Annotated in this window: 17 protein-coding genes; 14 read left to right on the forward strand and 3 right to left on the reverse strand. The window is 41.4% G+C overall.

Annotated elements, in window-relative coordinates:
• Positions 1 to 15: 15 nt before the first annotated feature.
• Entirely contained in the window at positions 16 to 498 is a 483-nt protein-coding gene (locus NST59_RS07205) for a hypothetical protein (protein ID WP_039183087.1), read from the reverse strand.
• A 120-nt stretch (positions 499 to 618) separates the two neighbouring features.
• Here NST59_RS07205 and glsA point away from each other — a divergent pair, with 120 nt between their 5' ends.
• From glsA to NST59_RS07230, 5 genes are all read left to right on the forward strand, one after another.
• The gene (gene glsA, locus NST59_RS07210) at positions 619 to 1,548 is read left to right on the forward strand and encodes a glutaminase A (protein WP_034281651.1); all 930 of its coding nucleotides are present in this window, start codon (positions 619 to 621) and stop codon (positions 1,546 to 1,548) included.
• A gap of 122 nt (positions 1,549 to 1,670) precedes the next feature.
• A complete protein-coding gene (locus NST59_RS07215; RefSeq protein ID WP_003212509.1) occupies positions 1,671 to 1,952 on the forward strand; it encodes a YlaN family protein in 282 nt (93 codons plus the stop codon).
• 209 nt (positions 1,953 to 2,161) lie between these two features.
• Entirely contained in the window at positions 2,162 to 3,373 is a 1,212-nt protein-coding gene (gene ftsW / locus NST59_RS07220; RefSeq protein WP_039178273.1) for a putative lipid II flippase FtsW, read from the forward strand.
• Between the two features lie 79 nt (positions 3,374 to 3,452).
• Positions 3,453 to 6,899 (forward strand): pyruvate carboxylase, encoded by a 3,447-nt coding sequence (pyc, locus tag NST59_RS07225; protein ID WP_247544227.1) that lies wholly within the window; start codon positions 3,453 to 3,455, stop codon positions 6,897 to 6,899.
• A 100-nt stretch (positions 6,900 to 6,999) separates the two neighbouring features.
• The gene (locus NST59_RS07230) at positions 7,000 to 8,436 is read left to right on the forward strand and encodes a cryptochrome/photolyase family protein (protein WP_341040547.1); all 1,437 of its coding nucleotides are present in this window, start codon (positions 7,000 to 7,002) and stop codon (positions 8,434 to 8,436) included.
• Positions 8,437 to 8,474: 38 nt separating this feature from the next.
• Here NST59_RS07230 and NST59_RS07235 read toward each other — a convergent pair whose 3' ends face one another.
• Complete coding sequence (locus NST59_RS07235; RefSeq protein WP_341040548.1) at positions 8,475 to 9,398, reverse strand: COX15/CtaA family protein; 924 nt, start codon at positions 9,396 to 9,398, stop codon at positions 8,475 to 8,477.
• 393 nt (positions 9,399 to 9,791) lie between these two features.
• Between NST59_RS07235 and cyoE the strand changes: the two genes are divergently transcribed.
• From cyoE to ctaG, 6 genes are all read left to right on the forward strand, one after another.
• The gene (gene cyoE / locus NST59_RS07240) at positions 9,792 to 10,709 is read left to right on the forward strand and encodes a heme o synthase (RefSeq protein WP_003211774.1); all 918 of its coding nucleotides are present in this window, start codon (positions 9,792 to 9,794) and stop codon (positions 10,707 to 10,709) included.
• Between the two features lie 279 nt (positions 10,710 to 10,988).
• Complete coding sequence (coxB, locus tag NST59_RS07245) at positions 10,989 to 12,056, forward strand: cytochrome c oxidase subunit II (protein ID WP_039178282.1); 1,068 nt, start codon at positions 10,989 to 10,991, stop codon at positions 12,054 to 12,056.
• Positions 12,057 to 12,232: 176 nt separating this feature from the next.
• The gene (gene ctaD / locus NST59_RS07250; RefSeq protein ID WP_039178285.1) at positions 12,233 to 14,104 is read left to right on the forward strand and encodes a cytochrome c oxidase subunit I; all 1,872 of its coding nucleotides are present in this window, start codon (positions 12,233 to 12,235) and stop codon (positions 14,102 to 14,104) included.
• Positions 14,104 to 14,724, forward strand: a complete 621-nt coding sequence (gene ctaE, locus NST59_RS07255; protein WP_024424780.1) for a cytochrome c oxidase subunit III — start codon at positions 14,104 to 14,106, stop codon at positions 14,722 to 14,724. The genes ctaD and ctaE overlap by 1 nt, the downstream gene beginning before the upstream one ends.
• Positions 14,725 to 14,726: 2 nt before the next feature.
• Positions 14,727 to 15,056, forward strand: coding sequence for a cytochrome c oxidase subunit IVB (gene ctaF, locus NST59_RS07260; RefSeq protein WP_024426910.1), 330 nt, complete (start codon positions 14,727 to 14,729; stop codon positions 15,054 to 15,056).
• A gap of 30 nt (positions 15,057 to 15,086) precedes the next feature.
• Complete coding sequence (gene ctaG, locus NST59_RS07265) at positions 15,087 to 15,965, forward strand: cytochrome c oxidase assembly factor CtaG (protein WP_144491175.1); 879 nt, start codon at positions 15,087 to 15,089, stop codon at positions 15,963 to 15,965.
• A 68-nt stretch (positions 15,966 to 16,033) separates the two neighbouring features.
• Here ctaG and NST59_RS07270 read toward each other — a convergent pair whose 3' ends face one another.
• The gene (locus NST59_RS07270; RefSeq protein WP_039178290.1) at positions 16,034 to 16,399 is read right to left on the reverse strand and encodes a YugN family protein; all 366 of its coding nucleotides are present in this window, start codon (positions 16,397 to 16,399) and stop codon (positions 16,034 to 16,036) included.
• A gap of 161 nt (positions 16,400 to 16,560) precedes the next feature.
• Between NST59_RS07270 and NST59_RS07275 the strand changes: the two genes are divergently transcribed.
• The 3 genes from NST59_RS07275 to NST59_RS07285 all read left to right on the forward strand — a co-directional run bounded on the left by NST59_RS07275 (position 16,561) and on the right by NST59_RS07285 (position 18,674).
• Entirely contained in the window at positions 16,561 to 16,983 is a 423-nt protein-coding gene (locus tag NST59_RS07275) for a CBS domain-containing protein (protein WP_034663862.1), read from the forward strand.
• A 122-nt stretch (positions 16,984 to 17,105) separates the two neighbouring features.
• Complete coding sequence (locus NST59_RS07280; protein ID WP_058837749.1) at positions 17,106 to 18,149, forward strand: CAP domain-containing protein; 1,044 nt, start codon at positions 17,106 to 17,108, stop codon at positions 18,147 to 18,149.
• Positions 18,150 to 18,260: 111 nt separating this feature from the next.
• Positions 18,261 to 18,674, forward strand: a complete 414-nt coding sequence (locus NST59_RS07285; protein WP_024424279.1) for a YlbD family protein — start codon at positions 18,261 to 18,263, stop codon at positions 18,672 to 18,674.
• Positions 18,675 to 18,681 lie beyond the last annotated feature (7 nt).

The following is an 18,681-nucleotide window of genomic DNA, read 5'->3' on the forward strand; positions in this document are numbered from 1 at the left end:
TCCAGACCCTCTGTCTTATGTAATGATGAGCTCTTTGACACCTTTTATCGGCTGAGTGAGGTTGGACTGATCCGCGAAATAAACGTGGATTGGTCCTTCTTCAGTTATAGGCTTCCCATTTTGGCTGAAGTGTGCAATGCTTTCCATTGCCTGAGAAAGCGGAACAGAAATTGTTCCTGTTTCTGTGACAAATTCGCATGTATCTGCATGTTCAAGCGGTTCTGCATTTTTCAGCATATCACCCAGCTTCATTCCGAAGCTGCCTGTGACGAGTCTTTCCTTTTCGTACTTCTTCTCTGTTTTTAAAGTGGGTGGAAGTGTTTGTCCTTCTCTGATCACCCGCTCTTGGTCAAGCTCCTGATCCAGCTGACTTTCTTCATTTGCTGCACTTTTTTCAAAAAATGAATCCATTAAAAATTTGCGGTCATCAAAAATCCATACACTTGGATCAATGGTGATCTTGTACTTTACGTTCCCCTTAATTTGAATGATGCTCATGTTCAAGACAACCCCTTTCCACCATAAATTATAGAAGTTTTCGCCTGCTTTGTCACTTTCATAAACATGCATCTCCTTGTACACACTAATCTTACATGAAAGATAGGGAGGATATTGGGCATGGCATGTCGCGACAATGAAGAGCTTCAGCGATTTGTAGAAGAAGCAAAAAAAGTGGCCAAAGATGGCAAAGTAGCATCCTATATTCCCGCTCTCGCCAAAGCGGATCAGACGGATTTATCTGTGGCTGTGTATCATGTGAGTAATACTTGCCACTCGGCAGGAGATGTAGATAAACGCTTTACTCTGCAAAGTATTTCAAAAGTATTAGCCCTTGCGCTCGTACTCTCAGAAGAAGGGCCAAAAAAAGTTTTTCAATTTGTTGGCCAAGAGCCTACAGGTGACCCGTTTAATTCAATGATTAAGCTGGAAACAGCAAGTCCGAATAAGCCGCTGAATCCAATGATTAATGCAGGAGCGCTTGCAGTCACAAGCTTAATAAGAGGTGCGACGCCGCAAGATCAGCTAAACCGCCTGCTTGGCTTTATTAGAGAGCTTGCAAATGATAAAAGCATTACATACTGCAAGGAAACAGCCGCATCCGAATTCGAGACATCTATGATTAACCGGGCTATGTGCTATTATATGAAGCAATATCATATTATTAGAGGGAATGTAGAAGAGGTCATGGACGTGTATACGAAACAATGTGCCATCATGATGAACAGCTTAGATTTGGCGAAAATTGCTTGTGTTTTTTCATTAGATGGCAGACATCCAGAGACGGGGCAGCAAATTCTTTCAAAAGATGTCGCTAGAATTTGTAAAACCTTTATGGTGACGTGCGGCATGTACAATGCAAGCGGGGAGTTTGCCATTAATATCGGCATACCCGCTAAAAGCGGTGTTTCAGGCGGGATTATGGGAGCGGCTCCATATGATTTTGGGATCGGAATTTTTGGTCCTGCACTGGATGAAAAAGGGAATAGTATTGCTGGGATTAAGCTGCTTGAGCTCATGAGTGAAAAATATGAGATGAGTATCTTTTAATGATGAATGTCTTCTTTTTATTTTTACAAAGCGAACTGTACAAATCTGCTTGCAATTTTGGGCGTTTCGCTTTATGATAAATAGAAGAATTAGGTACTCGCCTGGGGAACGGAGGGATACTTTTGGCGTCAGAAATTTTAGTCGATCATCGGCAAAAAGCACTGGCTTTATTAAAATTGGATGCAGATAAAATTTTAAAATTGATCCAAGTGCAAATGGACAACTTAACGATGCCGCAATGTCCTCTTTATGAAGAGGTTTTAGATACTCAAATGTTCGGATTATCGAGAGAAATTGATTTCGCTGTCCGGCTTGGATTAGTTGATCAACATGAAGGTAAGAAACTACTCGATAAACTTGAGAGAGAGCTTTCCGCACTTCATGATGCGTTCACAAAAAAATAATGATTGAAAACTCAAACTTCCACAACTAAGTTTGAGTTTTTTTGTCCTCTATTTTCTTTTGATGGATTAACGGCAAACGGACTTGATTCTTTCATGAATGACGAACAATATAAAAGAGGTAAAACGGGATCAAACGGAGAAAATGTAGTAGAATAAGAACAGCTAAGAAGATATCAAGCAGTAGAAACAGACGTTAGGAAGAGGATTATATGTTAAAGAGAATGCTAAAATCGTATGACTACTCATTATTGTTCGCCATTATCTTAATCAGCGCATTCGGTTTGGTTATGGTGTATAGCTCAAGTATGATTACATCTGTTATCAGATACGATGCCGCGCCAGATAACTTTTTTAAGAAACAGCTCTTATTTATGATTGTTGGAGCAGCCATCTTGATCTTTACAGCATTAGTTCCATATCAGCTGTTTTCAAATAAGAAATTCCAGATTGGTATGCTGCTGCTTTCAGTTTTTTCCCTCATCTATGTGTATTTTGGCGGTCATATTGCAGGGAACGCAAGAAGCTGGATCAAATTAGGACCTTTTAGTCTTCAGCCAGCTGAATTTGTGAAGATTGTCGTCATCATCTATCTTGCTGCGGTGTATGCCAAAAAGCAGCATTATATTGATCATATTTTAAGAGGTGTTACGCCTCCGATCGTGATTGTCTCTATCCTGTGCGGATTTATCATTTTGCAGCCAGACTATGGGACAGCCTTTATCATTGGCATGATTGCCCTTGCGATGATTTTATGCTCAGGTTTTAGCGGCAAAACGCTAGCGAAGCTGCTCGCGCTATTTAGTGCAGTAATGGTCGTCGTGACCCCATTTATTATTCTTTTTTGGGATAAAATTTTCACGCAAAATCGTCTCGGACGTTTTGAGAGTTTCCAAGATCCATTTAAAGATGCAGGGGCTACTGGGCATCAATTGATTAATTCATATTATGCCATTGGATCAGGCGGCTTTTTTGGACTCGGTCTAGGAGAAAGCGTTCAAAAGTACGGATATCTGCCAGAACCGCACACAGACTTTATCATGGCAATTATCTCAGAAGAGCTTGGTTTTTTCGGCGTGTTTTTCGTTATCGCTCTTCTTGGTTTCATCGTCGTGAAAGGTTTTTATATTGCGAGAAAGTGTGAAGATCCGTTTGGAAGTTTGCTTGCAATAGGAATTTCCTCCATGATTGCGATCCAAACTTGTATCAATTTAGGCGGTGTTTCAGGTCTTATTCCAATCACTGGGGTGACACTTCCGTTTATCAGCTACGGGGGATCGTCCATCATTTTACTTAGCATCTGTATGGGCATGCTGCTGAATATCAGCATGTTTACTGAATATAAAGAGCGTTACAAAAAGAAAAAATCAATGAGCAAACCATCGGTTGAAAAAAATGGATTGCAGAAAACTTTGAATCTTTAGAAAACAAAAGTGTACAGTTTTCATTTCTTCCTTTATTATAGAGTACATATAAAATTTTAAGGGATATGGAGGAGTGAGAATGTCACAGAGAACAATTCAAAAGGTTCTAGTTGCAAACAGAGGGGAAATCGCTATCAGAGTCTTCAGGGCCTGTACGGAGCTCAACTTACGTACAGTGGCCATTTATTCCAAAGAAGACTCTGGCTCTTATCATCGCTATAAAGCAGATGAAGCATATCTAGTTGGAGAAGGAAAGAAACCGATTGATGCCTACCTTGATATCGAGGGGATCATCGAAATTGCAAAACGAAATGACGTGGATGCGATTCATCCAGGCTACGGATTTTTATCCGAAAACATTCATTTTGCAAGACGATGCGAAGAGGAAGGCATTCAATTTATCGGTCCAACTTCTCAGCATTTAGATATGTTTGGAGATAAAGTAAAGGCGAGAGAAGAAGCGAAAAAAGCTGGTATTCCAGTCATTCCAGGAAGTGACGGACCAGTTGATTCGGTCGAAGAAGTCGAAAAATTCGGTGAAGAATACGGTTACCCGTTTATTATTAAAGCTTCACTAGGCGGCGGCGGCCGGGGTATGCGGATTGTCAGATCAAAAGAAGAGCTGAAGGAAGCCTATGACCGTGCGAAGTCAGAGGCAAAAGCTGCTTTTGGAAATGATGAAGTATACGTTGAAAAGCTGATTGAGAATCCAAAACATATTGAAGTGCAGGTGATTGGTGACAATCACGGCAATATCATTCATTTATATGAGCGTGACTGCTCAGTTCAAAGGCGGCATCAAAAGGTCATTGAAGTGGCGCCAAGTGTGTCTCTAACAGATCAATTGCGTGAAGATATTTGCGAAGCAGCTGTCAAGCTGGCCCAGAATGTATCGTACATTAATGCTGGGACTGTAGAATTCCTTGTTGCAAATGGAGAGTTTTACTTTATTGAAGTTAATCCAAGGGTGCAGGTAGAACACACGATCACAGAAATGATCACAGGTGTCGATATCGTCCAAACCCAAATTCTTGTTGCAAAGGGGCATAACCTTCACAGCAAAGAAGTTGGTATTCCAAAGCAGGAAGATATCTTTACACACGGCTTTGCCATTCAATCAAGGGTCACAACAGAAGATCCGCTCAATGACTTTATGCCAGACACAGGAAAAATTATGGCCTACCGTTCAGGTGGGGGATTTGGTGTACGTCTTGATACAGGGAACAGTTTCCAAGGTGCGGTCATTACACCTTATTACGATTCACTATTGGTCAAGCTGTCCACATGGGCGCTCACATTTGATCAAGCGGCTGCTAAAATGGTCCGAAATTTACAAGAATTCAGGATTCGCGGGATTAAAACAAACATCCCATTTCTTGAAAACGTAGCTAAGCATGAGAAATTCTTAAAAGGAGAATACGATACATCGTTTATCGACTCAACGCCAGAGCTATTTAATTTCCCTAAGCAAAAAGACCGCGGAACGAAGATGTTAACTTATATTGGTAACGTTACCATTAATGGGTTCCCTGGTATTGCGGAGAAAAAGAAGCCTCATTTTGACAAGCCAGACGTACCGAAGCTTCCTCTCAATCAAGAGATCCCGTCTGGGACAAAACAATTGTTAGATACGCATGGACCTGAAGGACTTGCCAACTGGGTGAAAGAACAAAATAACGTCCTTTTAACTGATACAACCTTTAGAGATGCGCATCAGTCTTTGCTTGCGACACGCTTTAGAACTCATGATTTAAAGAAAGTTGCCCAGCCAACAGCAGGTTTATGGCCGGAGCTGTTTAGTATGGAAATGTGGGGCGGTGCTACATTTGATGTCGCGTACCGTTTCTTAAAAGAAGATCCGTGGGAACGATTGAAAGAGCTTCGTCAAGAAGTGCCAAACACACTGTTCCAAATGCTATTAAGATCATCAAACGCTGTCGGATATACAAACTATCCGGATAATGTGATCAAAGCATTTGTAAAAGAATCTGCCGAGGCAGGCATTGACGTGTTCCGTATTTTCGATAGCTTAAACTGGGTCAAAGGCATGACGCTTGCCATTGATTCTGTTCGGGAATCAGGCAAAGTGGCAGAGGCGGCCATTTGTTATACGGGGGACATCCTTGATCCGTCTCGTCCAAAATATGATCTTGGGTACTATGTATCTCTTGCGAAGGAGCTTGAATCTGCCGGCGCACATATTTTAGGTATTAAAGATATGGCGGGGTTATTAAAACCGCAGGCAGCCTATGAGCTAGTCTCTGCTTTAAAAGATGAGCTTACAATCCCTATCCATCTTCATACGCATGACACGAGTGGAAATGGACTGTTCACCTATGCAAGGGCGATTGATGCAGGTGTTGATATTGTGGATGTTGCCGTCAGCTCTATGGCAGGACTCACATCGCAGCCAAGTGCAAGCTCACTTTATTATGCTTTAGATGGACATGAAAGAAAGCCAGACATGAACGTCCAATCTGTCGAACGCCTTTCTCAATACTGGGATTCCGTCAGAAAATACTATCATGAATTCGAAAGCGGCATGAATTCGCCTCATACAGAAATTTATGAGCATGAAATGCCTGGCGGTCAATATAGTAACTTGCAGCAGCAGGCGAAAGGTGTCGGGCTTGGCGAACGCTGGAATGAAGTAAAGGAAATGTATAGACGTGTGAATGACATGTTTGGTGATATTGTAAAGGTAACACCATCCTCTAAAGTAGTTGGAGATATGGCACTTTATATGGTGCAAAATGATCTAACAGAAGAAGATGTCTATGAAAAAGGAGCAACACTAGACTTCCCGGATTCTGTTGTGGAATTATTTAAAGGCTATTTAGGCCAGCCGCATGGCGGATTCCCAGAAAAACTGCAAAAGCTGATTTTAAAAGGGGAAGAGCCTCTTACTGTCAGACCTGGTGAGAAGCTGAAGCCAGTGGACTTTGAAGACATTAAGAAGCAGTTCAAAGAATCTCATGACCTGACATTAACAGAGAAAGACGCAATTGCGTATGCCTTATATCCGAAAGTCTTTTCTGAATTTGTCCAAACAGCAGAAAGCTATGGTGACATATCTGTTCTTGATACACCAACGTTCTTCTACGGGATGAGACTTGGAGAAGAGATTGAGGTAGAAATTGAAAAAGGAAAAACCCTTATTGTCAAACTCGTATCAATTGGCGAACCGAATCCAGATGCCACAAGAGTTCTTTACTTTGAGTTAAATGGCCAGCCGCGTGAAGTGGTGATTAAAGATGAAAGCATCAAATCCTCCGTTCAAGAAAAAATGAAGGCGGACCGCTCGAATCCAAATCACATCGCCGCGTCGATGCCAGGCACTGTCATTAAAGTACTCGTGGAAAAAGGGCAAAAAATTTCACAAGGCGAGCATTTGATGATCAATGAAGCCATGAAAATGGAAACGACTGTACAAGCCCCATTTTCTGCGGTCGTAGATGAAATACATGTGACGAATGGAGAACCGATTCAAACAGGTGATCTGCTCATTGTATTAAAGCCTGAATAAGAAGTGAGACACATCCACCGTGATGTGTCTTTTTCTTGAGCGCATTAAAATGTGCAGCAGCAAGTGAGAGTGATTACACTATAGAGTGAGGTGAAGAAGGTTGGACAAAATTGTTGTGATTTGGTTTCGTCGGGATATGCGATTAGATGATCATATCGCCTTATCAAAAGCGATCACATATGCAAAAAAACAAGAGTACAAATTATTTGCTCTTTATCATCTAGATCCATTTTTTACTGAAATGGACCTCGATTTAAACAACGAACATTTTTTTCAAAACGTGGCGCATTTCGTCAAGGAAGCAAGAGAATCTCAAATGTATGTTCACCTTCTCTATGGAGATGTCTTGCGTGCCTTTCAGCAAGTTATCGATCTGTATGACATCAAAGCTGTTTTTTTTAATGAAGATCAAGTGGGAATCGGACAAAGGCGTGACCATCACGTAACCGATTTTTTAGAAAAGAAGGGCATTCATGTGTCAAAATGGCAAGATACACACCTTCACGGGGCGCAAGATATTTTAAAAGCGGATGGCACTCATTATCAAGTGTTTACTCCATACTATCAATCATGGCGAAAGCAAGAGAAGCAGCCTGTGATAAAAGTTGACAAATCATTTCTCAGCAGCGCTCATACGATTTGTGATGAGTCACTTTCGCATGAAGGGAATGACAAACTACGAAGCATGATCAAGAAATGCTCAAGGAAATTTGATCAAATCGGCTCACACAAAGCGATGAACACGCTGCATGACTTTATCCAAAAAAGATTAACACGTTACCATGAAAAACGAGATATTCCATCTGTTTTTGGAACGAGCAAGCTGTCACGTTTCTTGAAAACAGGGACAATCTCAATCCGAACGATCTTTCATGCGGTTCATGAGGAAGCGCTGTTTGAAGACGAGGGCAGAGAAACCTTTATCAAAGAGCTGGCGTGGCGAGATTTTTACCATATGATTTATGCTCATTATCCAGAGATGAAAGAAAAAGAAATTAATTCGGCGTTTCAAGGAATGAAATGGAATGAAGATGAGACGCTCTTTAACGCATGGTGTAAAGGTGAAACAGGCTTTCCCCTCGTTGATGCAGGGATGCGGCAGTTAAATGAGGAAGGCTGGATGCATAACCGTTTAAGAATGGTCACCGCCTCATTTTTAACAAAGGACTATTTGATTGATTGGAGAAAGGGAGAAGCGTATTTTGCAAAAAAGCTTGTGGATTATGATGAGGCTTCGAATATCGGAGGATTTCAGTGGGCAGCTTCTGTTGGGACAGATGCCGTTCCATACTTCCGTATTTTTAACCCAACGACTCAGTCAAAGCGATTTGATCCGAGCGGGGAATATATTAGAAGATATGTACCAGAGCTTAAGCATGTCGATGAAAAATGGATTCATGAACCAAGTAAAATGCCGATCGATGAACAACTGAAATCGAGCTGTGTACTAGGGGATACATACCCGCTGCCAACAGTTGATCACGGGGAAAGACGCAAAAAAGCCATCTCGCTATTCGAAGAAGCAAAACAACAATAAAAAAATCCCCCTCTCGGCATGAAAGGGGGATGTAAATCTTATTCAAATGGCTCTTTGCTTTCATATTTAAACCGGGCAATAAGTAAGCAGAAGTAGCATAGTACCCCAAACAAACAAGAAATAAAGAATGAGTGAGCCAACGCGTAACCAAGTGCAAGCTGAGAATAAACAGACATCACACCTGAAATGGCTTGAAGTGTAATCAGAATGGCTGAGATGATCCATCCATAATACAGCTGCTTCTGTTCTTTATAATGTTTCATGGCATGGAACATAGCGACAAATATCCAGACGAATAAAAGAAGTGCTGCTGCTCGGTGAGACATTTGAACCCACTGATTAAAATAAGTTGGAAGCGCACCGTCTTTTGAACAAAACGGGAAGACAGAGCAAGCAAGGCTTGACTTTGTATGTCTCACATAAGCACCCGTATAGACAACGATATACGTATACGTGATCAACCCATAAATATGGAACTGCATCTTTTTGCCGATATGAAGCGGCTTCACAAGTTTTGTTTCAGATCTGGTTGCTTCAAAGACAAGAAGGGCAAGCAGTAATACTGAAGCAAATGAAATGAGTGAAATACCGAAATGCAGTGCCATCACAAGTGCGTTAGAACCAAATACGACGGCAAGAGCTCCTAAAAGCGCTTGAAGCACTAAGAATATAATGGACATGATGACCAAAAATTTGGTTTCACGGAATACTGGACTAATTTTTTTCCAGCATAAGACCGCTAGTGCCAGAACAAGAATGGTGGAAACCCCTGTTGACATGCGGTGACTCCATTCGATGATGGAAGCGGGATTCATTTCAGGAAAGAAACGACCGTGGCAAAGGGGCCACTGTCTACCGCAGCCAAGACCCGAACCGGTTTTCGTAACAAGCGCACCGCCAATCAGTACGATCAGCATCACAAATGTTGTGATCACGCTCAATAGCCTTAAAGCAAATTTCATCAAATTATTTCACCTTCTCTAAAAAACTTCTGATGTAAATGAAAACCTCACATGCTCTCAAGTTTAAGCCAAATGCGTGTTCTGTTGCAATTCATAATGACCAAAGTTCACAAAAAAATGATATGTTAGTTCACAAAGTTTACAGATTTAGAGTGCTTGATCTTTCTTTGACAGTCTGATAGAAATAGAGGAGAGAATATTTCATTTTGCACCGCCTTCTGAAACACACATATATCCTAATAAATTCACGAAAAGTTCACAAATAACTTCAAGTTTGTCGTTTATTATTTAATAGGATGTTTTTTTACAGCTGTTTATCTTGTATGATAGAGTTGTAATGATTTTACGTGTCATTCGTTCGTTTGAAGGTTTGGGCAAGGGAGGTTATACACATTGGCAAATTCCAAAACAGCCGCGGAAGCAGCTATTCATGGACAAATAGAAGAAACAACAGCATGGAAAGATTTTCTTGCTCTGATTAAAATGGGCATCGTCAATTCCAATTTCATTACGACATTTACTGGAATGTGGCTTGCTTTTTATTTTACAGGTATGAGTTTTCTTGGAAATCTTGATATTGTGCTGTTAACAATGATTGGTTCTTCTCTTATTATTGCCGGTTCATGCGCGATTAATAATGCGTTTGACCGTGATATTGATATATTAATGGAAAGAACAAAAACAAGACCGACGGTTACAGGTAAAATTCAGCCGGGGCAAGCGTATGCATTTGGCATTCTGCTTGTTGTATTAGGACTCATTATGCTTCTGATGACAACCATTACATCAGCAGTGATTGGATTTATTGGAGTCTTTACTTATGCGGTTCTTTACACCATGTGGTCTAAACGCCATTACACCATCAATACAGTTATCGGAAGTGTATCTGGCGCGGTTCCGCCATTAATTGGCTGGACAGCTGTCACAGGTACAATCGACACAACGGCTTGGGTTTTGTTTATGATTATGTTCATTTGGCAAATCCCGCACTTCCTATCACTTGCGATTAAGAAAACAGAAGATTACCGTAAGGCTGGCATTCCAATGCTGCCAGTTGTTTACGGATTTGAAGTCACAAAACGCCAAATCATCATTTGGACAGCATGTCTTCTTCCACTTCCATTTTTCTTAGGTGGATTAGGATGGCCGATTGTTGCACTTGGTACACTGCTTAATATTGGATGGCTTGTTATTGGCCTTATGGGCTTTAAAATGAAAGACGTCATGAAGTGGTCAACGCTCATGTTCGTTTATTCATTAAACTACTTAACCATCTTTTTCGTAGCGATGATTATTATTACACTATTCTAGAGTGAAATACACTTTGATCACATCAAAACAATGGCTATATCTTATAACACAACATTTTCTAACAACTATGAAAGCCGCCTGATATTCAGTTCTATTTAGGCGGCTTTCTGTTTATACATAGATGGTATTTTGAGTAAAAACATCATTTTTTTATGAAAAGAGGAAATGTAAGTGCTTTTATAAGAGGCGGGGGTTATAGATGGGTGAGAAGTGATTTTATAAATAAGAGGTAAAAAGCGAAAGGCAAAGGAGATCAAGCAAAAGGGGTTGGGACAAATTATGATAAGAAAATGGCGTGTTTATTCACTGTTTCTCTTACTGACGCTCGTTTTGGCGGGCTGTGGTGAACCATACTTATCAACACTCAAGCCAGTTGGGGAAGTAGCAGATAAACAGTTTTTCCTAACGGTACTGAGTACACTTATTATGGTTCTTGTCGTCATTGTTGTATCGATCATTTTCTTTTACGTCATCATTAAATTCAAACGTTCTAAAGTGGGAGAAGATACGATTCCAAAGCAGGTGGAAGGGAACCGCAACTTGGAAATCACATGGACAGCGATTCCGATTCTTCTACTTATTATTCTCGTTGTACCTGTTGTGGCATACACGCTTGAACTAGGGGATACAAGCGCTATGGATAAGAAAAAACGAGATCCTGAAAAGACACTTGTTGTGAATGTAAGGGCCAGCTTATATTGGTGGGAATTTGAATACCCTGATTATGGGATTGTCACAAGTCAGGAATTGATCGTACCAACAGATCAAAAGGTGTACTTTAAGCTAAAAGCATCAGATGTCAAACACTCATTCTGGGTTCCATCGGCTGGCGGTAAAATTGATACAAACACAGATAATGAGAACAAATTTTATTTAATCTTTGACTCGAAACGAACGAAAGATGCAGGGGAATATTTCTACGGGAAATGTGCGGAGCTTTGCGGACCGTCACATGCTTTAATGGACTTTAAAGTTAAAACGCTTTCTCAAGATGAGTTCTTAGGATGGACGAAAAAAATGGCTGATTACAAGAAGCCTGAATCCACAAAAGATCTCGCTTTAGAGGGTGAAAAGCTATTTAAAGAGAAAAACTGTTTAAGCTGTCACGCAGTAGAGCCTGGTGACGAACGGCCGGAAGCAGCAAGGACAGCACCAAACCTTGCGACCTTCGGAGAACGGACGAAAGTAGCTGGAATCAAAGACATGAACAAAGAAAATGTGAAAGCGTGGCTGAAAGATCCAGAAAGCTTTAAACCAGGTAATAAGATGACAGGAACGTACCCTAAATTAAATGACTCAGAAGCAGATGCACTTTACGAGTATTTAAAAGGTCTTAAAGTCGAGTAACAACTAGAAGCAGATATGCAAGAGGGTATGTGATCGATGTGAAGTTTTTGTTAAGAGCTCCCGAATATGTCTCTACAACCGAGAAGTCGTCATCTGTCAGACATAGTCTGTTTAAAGGATCGTGAAGAAAGACATCTATATGAAAAGGGGCAAATGGGAGATAAGAGGGGGATTTCATGGTGAGTACAATAGCTAAAAAGCGGGGGTTTGGCGCTGTCTTATGGGATTACTTGACAACGGTTGACCACAAAAAAATTGCCATATTATATTTAGTGGCAGGGGGATTTTTCTTTTTGGTTGGCGGAATCGAAGCGATGTTTATCCGTATTCAGCTAGCCATCCCTGAAAGTGATTTTGTCAGTGCAGGGGTTTACAATGAAATCATGACGATGCATGGAACGACAATGATTTTCCTTGCAGCTATGCCGCTTTTATTTGCATTAATGAATGCGGTTGTACCAATTCAAATTGGTGCACGTGACGTAGCATTTCCGTTTGTGAATTCACTTGGTTTTTGGTTATTCTTTTTCGGAGGAATTTTCTTAAACCTTGGATGGTTTATGGGCGGAGCACCTGATGCAGGCTGGACTGCATACGCTTCGCTCACGCTGAATTCTGAAGGGCATGGAATGGATTTCTATATTTTAGGTTTGCAGATTGCGGGTATTGGTACGCTGATTGCCGGGATTAACTTTCTTGCAACGATTATAAATATGAGAGCGCCTGGTATGACGTATATGAGAATGCCGCTCTTTACTTGGACGACATTTGTCGCTTCCGCACTTATTTTATTCGCATTCCCGCCGCTGACAGCAGGGCTTGCGATGCTGATGCTTGATAGAATGTTTGACACGAGCTTTTTCAATCCAGAGCTTGGAGGAAATACAATCATCTGGGAGCATTTGTTCTGGATTTTCGGACACCCGGAAGTATATATCTTGATCCTGCCGGCATTTGGAATCTTCTCTGAGATCATTCCTGTGTTTGCAAGAAAAAGACTGTTTGGCTACTCGTCCATGGTGTTCGCTACTGTATTGATTGGTTTCCTTGGATTCATGGTGTGGGCGCATCACATGTTCACAACAGGGCTTGGACCTATCGCCAATGCGATCTTTGCCGTAGCGACCATGGCAATTGCGGTGCCAACAGGAATTAAAGTGTTCAACTGGCTGCTCACGATATGGGGCGGTAATGTGAAGTTTACAACGCCGATGCTTTATTCTGTTGCCTTTATTCCGTCGTTCTTACTTGGCGGGGTAACCGGGGTCATGCTTGCGGCAGCTGCAGCAGATTATCAGTTCCATGATACGTATTTTGTTGTGGCGCATTTCCATTACGTCATTATCGGCGGGGTTGTATTCGGTATTCTAGCAGGTGTGCATTACTGGTGGCCGAAGATGTTTGGAAAGATACTGAATGAGAAACTTGGAAAAATTGGCTTTGTGCTGTTTTTCATCGGTTTCCACTTAACTTTCTTTATCCAGCATTTTCTCGGTCTATGGGGCATGCCGCGCCGGGTCTTTACGTTCCTGCCAGGTCAGGGTCTCGAGCTTGGGAACTTGATCAGTACGATTGGGGCACTGTTTATGTTTGTAGCTGTTGTGATCATGCTGATTAACATCATCTGGACAACAGCAAAAGGGGAGCGTGTATCGAGCGATCCTTGGGGAGATGGAAGAACACTTGAATGGGCAGTGTCTTCGCCTCCACCAGAATACAACTTTAAACAGCTTCCGCTTGTGAGAGGACTAGATCCATTATGGATTGAAAAAATGGATGGTAAAAAAGGAATGACAGCATCTGAACCGCTCGATGATATTCACATGCCAAATAACTCCATTTTGCCTGTCATTATCTCATTCGGTCTATTTGTGTCAGCGTTTGGTTTCATGTATCGTCAAGAGCACGACTGGGGGCTTCCAGTGATCTTCATTGGTCTTGGTATTACGTTTGCGACCATGCTCGTTAGGTCTCTGAAAGATGATCATGGATACCATATTCACAAAGAAGATTTGACCGACGACGATGATAAAGGGGTGAAAGCATAATGGAACCACAAAAAATGACGGCGGAAACCTTTCCGGCTTCTCCTGAGAAAGCCACGTTAGAAGGGAAGAATAAGTTTGTCGGGTTCTGGCTGTTTCTTGGAGGAGAAACCGTTCTGTTTGCATCGCTTTTCGCCACGTATTTGGCGCTGAAAAACTCAAATGCAGGCGGAGCAAAAACAACTGATATGTTTGACCTCACACTTGTCTTTATTGCCACAATGCTTCTATTAACGAGCAGTTTAACGAGTGTGTATGCCATGTATCATATGAAAAACTTTGCCTTTAAAAAGATGCAGCTTTGGCTTGGTATCACGGTCCTTTTAGGTGCTGGATTTTTAGGGGTTGAGATTTATGAGTTTTATCACTACGTGCATGCGTATGAATTTACGATTACCAGCTCAGCTCTTGGTTCTTCCTTCTATACACTTGTAGGAACTCACGGAGCTCACGTCGCCTTCGGACTTTGCTGGATTACCGCTCTCATGATTCGAAATATGAGACGCGGACTCGATTTATACAATGCACCGAAATATTATGTGGCAAGTCTCTATTGGCACTTCATTGATGTTGTGTGGGTCTTCATCTTTACCGTTGTATATTTAATGGGAATGGTGGGATAAGAATGGGAAATAAAAACACAAATCAGTCCAAAGTCGACCTTGTATATCGTAAAAAGAAAAATGCCGAAGAAATGAAACATCAGCTCATTTCTTTCGGCTTGATGATTGGATTAACATTTGTTGCGTTTTTAACGATCGCCTCAGAAGACGTTGGAAATTGGTTCGCAGTACCATTTATTTTACTGCTTGCAGGCATTCAGGTGGCTTTTCAGCTTTATTATTTTATGCACATGAACCAAAAAGGGCATGAAACACCCGCCTTGTTTCTATACTCAGGTGTGTTTGTTGCGTTTATTACCGTATTAGCCTTTTTGACCATTATATGGTGGTAAACCCGCTTTGCCCTTGAAGGAGGCGCAGCAATGGAGAACTTAGAAATATTCGGATTTCGGGCATTATGGAGCCCTTATTATTTGACTTGTATTGTGATAGCAGCTGCTCTTTATCTGCTTCTTGTGACAAAGGGGAAGCACCGTGCGACGGTGAAAGAGAAAACGTTATTTCTGACTGGGCTTGTTCTGTTATATGCTGTGAAAGGGAGCCCAATTGATTTAATGGGGCATATTATGTTTAGTGCACATATGGCGCAAATGGCGGTGCTCTATTTAGTCATCCCGCCTCTCCTTATTACAGGATTGCCTGCAGCCATCTGGGAGCGGATCATTCAAACACCAGGTATTCAAGCCGTTTTCCGTTTGTTTTCCAAACCTTTAATTGCACTGCTTGGGTTTAACGGCTTGTTTTCGCTGTATCATATTCCACTTGTGTTTGATTTTGTGAAAACAGATCCGTTTTACCATGCATTGATGACGGTTGTTATTTTTATCGCTGCCTTTTTCATGTGGTGGCCGCTTGTCCATAAAGTTCAAAGTCTGCCGCAGATCACAGGCATTTTGAAGCTTGGATACATCATGGCAGACGGGATATTGATGACTCCAGCCTGTGCACTCATCATGTTTAGTGAGGCACCGATCTATGCAACCTATTCTGATGCAGGTGCATGGATACAAGCACTGCATTTATGTGTGCCAAGTGATATGCTTGCAGGCCTTGCTCTCACTGGCCCTGATATGTTCCACACCTTGCCGCTGCTAGAGGATCAGCAGCTAGGTGCCATTTTGATGAAAATTATTCAGGAGATTGTGTACGGCTCTATTCTTGCTGTTGTTTTCTTTGACTGGGCAAGAAAAGAAAGAGCAAAAGATGCTGTACCAGATGCGCTTATTCCGAAATATGAATAAAAAAAGCACAGCCGACTGGCTGTGCTTTCATCTTAGAAAAAGGGCTAAAAGATCATTTTAGCCTTGTTTTATGCTTCAGCCGTCATGGCTTCTAGTTTTTCCTTCAGCTGTGCAAGTGTTTTTTTGCTTGATTGGATGAGAGACTTAGGGAATTCTTCGCCTTCGCCATATTCAACGCCATGTGGATAATAGTGTTTTCCAAGTAATGGTGTTAGAAGCTGGATGTGTGCCTTTTTGGAACCGACATCTCCTTCAGTGGCGTAGCCGGAAATTCGTAAATAAAAGGTTCCCTCTACCATGCTGTACTTTCTGTCGTACGTCACACGCTCATAATCCCATTGATCGGCTCGTACAAATCCTTCACTTTCCATAATGAAATCTAATTTATTTAAGTCAGCTGATACCTCTTCAATCCCCGTACCTTCAAACTTCACCCAAAACCCCTCCTTATAAAATTTCCCTTTACTGACAATCATAGTATGAAAGCGTTAAACTTTCAACTGTGAAAGGTATGTTCTTTTATAAGCTGGTTACAGTAATAAAGAAAATAACGGATGGAGGAATCAACGTGAAAACGAAAAAAATCAAAGATATTATGACAAAAAAAGTAGTGACATGTCAGCAAGATGACAATACGTATGAAGCAGCAGTCAAAATGAGAGATGCTGACATCGGTGCCATTCCAGTAGTTGACGGAGATCAGCTCGTTGGAATAGTGACAGACCGTGACCTTGTGCTTAGAGGCATTGCAGAAAAAAAGCCAAATTCACAGGAAGTGGGCTCGCTGATGACAAAGGAAGTACTAACAGCTGAAGAAGATGCAACGCTTGAAGAAATTGTCCGACTCATGTCAGAGCATCAGCTCCGCCGCATTCCCGTTGTGAAAAACGGCGCATTAACAGGAATTGTCGCTCTTGGAGATTTATCTGTCGAAGATTTATCAAATGATCGCGCGGGAGATGCACTGACAGAAATCTCTCAACAGGATCAAGATCATGGACAAGGATTTCTTCATTAAGAGGGGCATATTTTAAATTCGTGTTAAATAGGCTGTATTGTCGTTGATAAATGGAGCAAGTTTTGTTTAAATGACAGTAGAAGGTACTTTTTGTACCTTGCCAATTTAACGGAGGTGTTTATTTGAAAACTGTGCTCAAAACACTCCTCATCCTCCTGATTATATCTGGAACGTACGTTCTGTTTATTCAATATGGATCTTCACCAGAAAAAGAAAACAGCAATGAACCGAAGGTGTCTAATGAAGAAACATCTAGCGATAAGCCGATCAATATCCCAAAGAAGGGGCTCATGTCCTTTATGGGGAAATCTTCAAACGAAGTGCTTAAACAGCTGGGAGAACCAGATCGCATTGATCCTTCCGCATATGATTATGACTGGTGGATTTACAACCAATCGAAGAAGCACTATATTCAAGTAGGGGTAAAGGATAGTAAAGTGGTGACCTTGTTTGCAACAGGAGACGGACTGAATGTAGAACCGTTTAAAATCGGTCAAGCCACGAGTGAAGTATTTAAGAAAACACAAATTGCACCTTACATTCATGTAGAGGATGAACAAAATTCATACCGCTTTGAATTCTCAGAAGATGATATGAATACAAGACCCACTGTGAAAGTGGGAGATGATGTGTATGTTCAGCTTTACATGGATAAGTTTGAAAGCACCCTTTCAAGTATCAGGGCCTTTAACGCAGATACATTTGTGAAACAAAAGCCGTATGAGGTCGTCTACCGAGGTCAATTGGTAGAACCTGAGCCGATATCGGGCGAAAAGTGGAAAGATATCGAAACATCCAGTCAAAAACAAATTTTTGATATGACCAATATTATCCGCCATAAGTACAACCTGCCGATCTTAAAGTGGGATGATGAAACCTCTGAAGTGGCCTTTATGCATAGTGAGGACATGAAAGAGAATCATTATTTCTCCCATGAATCTAAAAAATACGGTACGCTGAAAGACCGGTTAGAAAGAGGCGAGGTGGGCTTTCAGCTCGCAGGTGAAAACATTGCCTATAACTATGTCGATGGACCTGCAGCGGTAGAGGGCTGGCTCAATAGTGAAGGTCACAGGAAGGCGTTATTAAATAAAGATTACACGCATCTTGGCGTAGGGGTGAAAGAAAAATATTACACCCAGAATTTCATCAAGAAATCATCTTAAACGAAAGCAGCTGCATAAGTCGCAGCTGTTTTTTTGATGTTTAAAAAGAGGCTCACCAAAATAGATGCTGGTGTATATAGTATAGTAGGCATTTGTATGGGGGGTGAGGATATGACAAACAAGCAAAAACAAACATCCATTGATGAATTTAAACAATTCGTCAGACGCCATCCGAAGTTAATTCAAGAAGTGCAAACGCAAGAAAAAAGCTGGCAAAGTGTCTACGAGAATTGGGTCATGTTTGGTGAGGAAGATGAGATGTGGTCACCTTACCGGCAATCGAAATCTGAAGACGCTAAAGAAGAAAAAGCCTCTAAGCCAAGTGAAGCAGGAAAAGCAGATTTTATGTCTAAAATGGTTTCTGCTGTGAAAAAAATGGATGCTGATCAAATGAATGAACAGATTAACAAAATGAGCCAGTCTATTTCCTCTTTACAAAGCTTACTCGGCCAATTTTCATCCAATGGTTCAAAGAAAGGTTCATCTGGAGGCAGTCAGCACCCATTCTCCTTCAGGAAAGATTAAGTGAAAG

Origin of the sequence: Bacillus sp. FSL R5-0439, from assembly GCF_038008805.1 — a bacterium.
Taxonomy (GTDB): domain Bacteria; phylum Bacillota; class Bacilli; order Bacillales; family Bacillaceae; genus Bacillus; species Bacillus safensis.

Bases quoted from the DNA above. Each gene is read 5' to 3' on its own strand.
- NST59_RS07235 (WP_341040548.1), bottom strand. From the start codon at position 9,398: ATGAAATTTGCTTTAAGGCTATTGAGCGTGATCACAACATTTGTGATG.
- ctaG (WP_144491175.1), top strand. From the start codon at position 15,087: ATGGAGAACTTAGAAATATTCGGATTTCGGGCATTATGGAGCCCTTAT.
- ctaE (WP_024424780.1), top strand. From the start codon at position 14,104: ATGGAACCACAAAAAATGACGGCGGAAACCTTTCCGGCTTCTCCTGAG.
- glsA (WP_034281651.1), top strand. From the start codon at position 619: ATGGCATGTCGCGACAATGAAGAGCTTCAGCGATTTGTAGAAGAAGCA.
- ctaF (WP_024426910.1), top strand. From the start codon at position 14,727: ATGGGAAATAAAAACACAAATCAGTCCAAAGTCGACCTTGTATATCGT.
- coxB (WP_039178282.1), top strand. From the start codon at position 10,989: ATGATAAGAAAATGGCGTGTTTATTCACTGTTTCTCTTACTGACGCTC.
- pyc (WP_247544227.1), top strand. From the start codon at position 3,453: ATGTCACAGAGAACAATTCAAAAGGTTCTAGTTGCAAACAGAGGGGAA.
- NST59_RS07285 (WP_024424279.1), top strand. From the start codon at position 18,261: ATGACAAACAAGCAAAAACAAACATCCATTGATGAATTTAAACAATTC.
- ftsW (WP_039178273.1), top strand. From the start codon at position 2,162: ATGTTAAAGAGAATGCTAAAATCGTATGACTACTCATTATTGTTCGCC.
- NST59_RS07205 (WP_039183087.1), bottom strand. From the start codon at position 498: ATGAGCATCATTCAAATTAAGGGGAACGTAAAGTACAAGATCACCATT.
- ctaD (WP_039178285.1), top strand. From the start codon at position 12,233: ATGGTGAGTACAATAGCTAAAAAGCGGGGGTTTGGCGCTGTCTTATGG.
- NST59_RS07275 (WP_034663862.1), top strand. From the start codon at position 16,561: ATGACAAAAAAAGTAGTGACATGTCAGCAAGATGACAATACGTATGAA.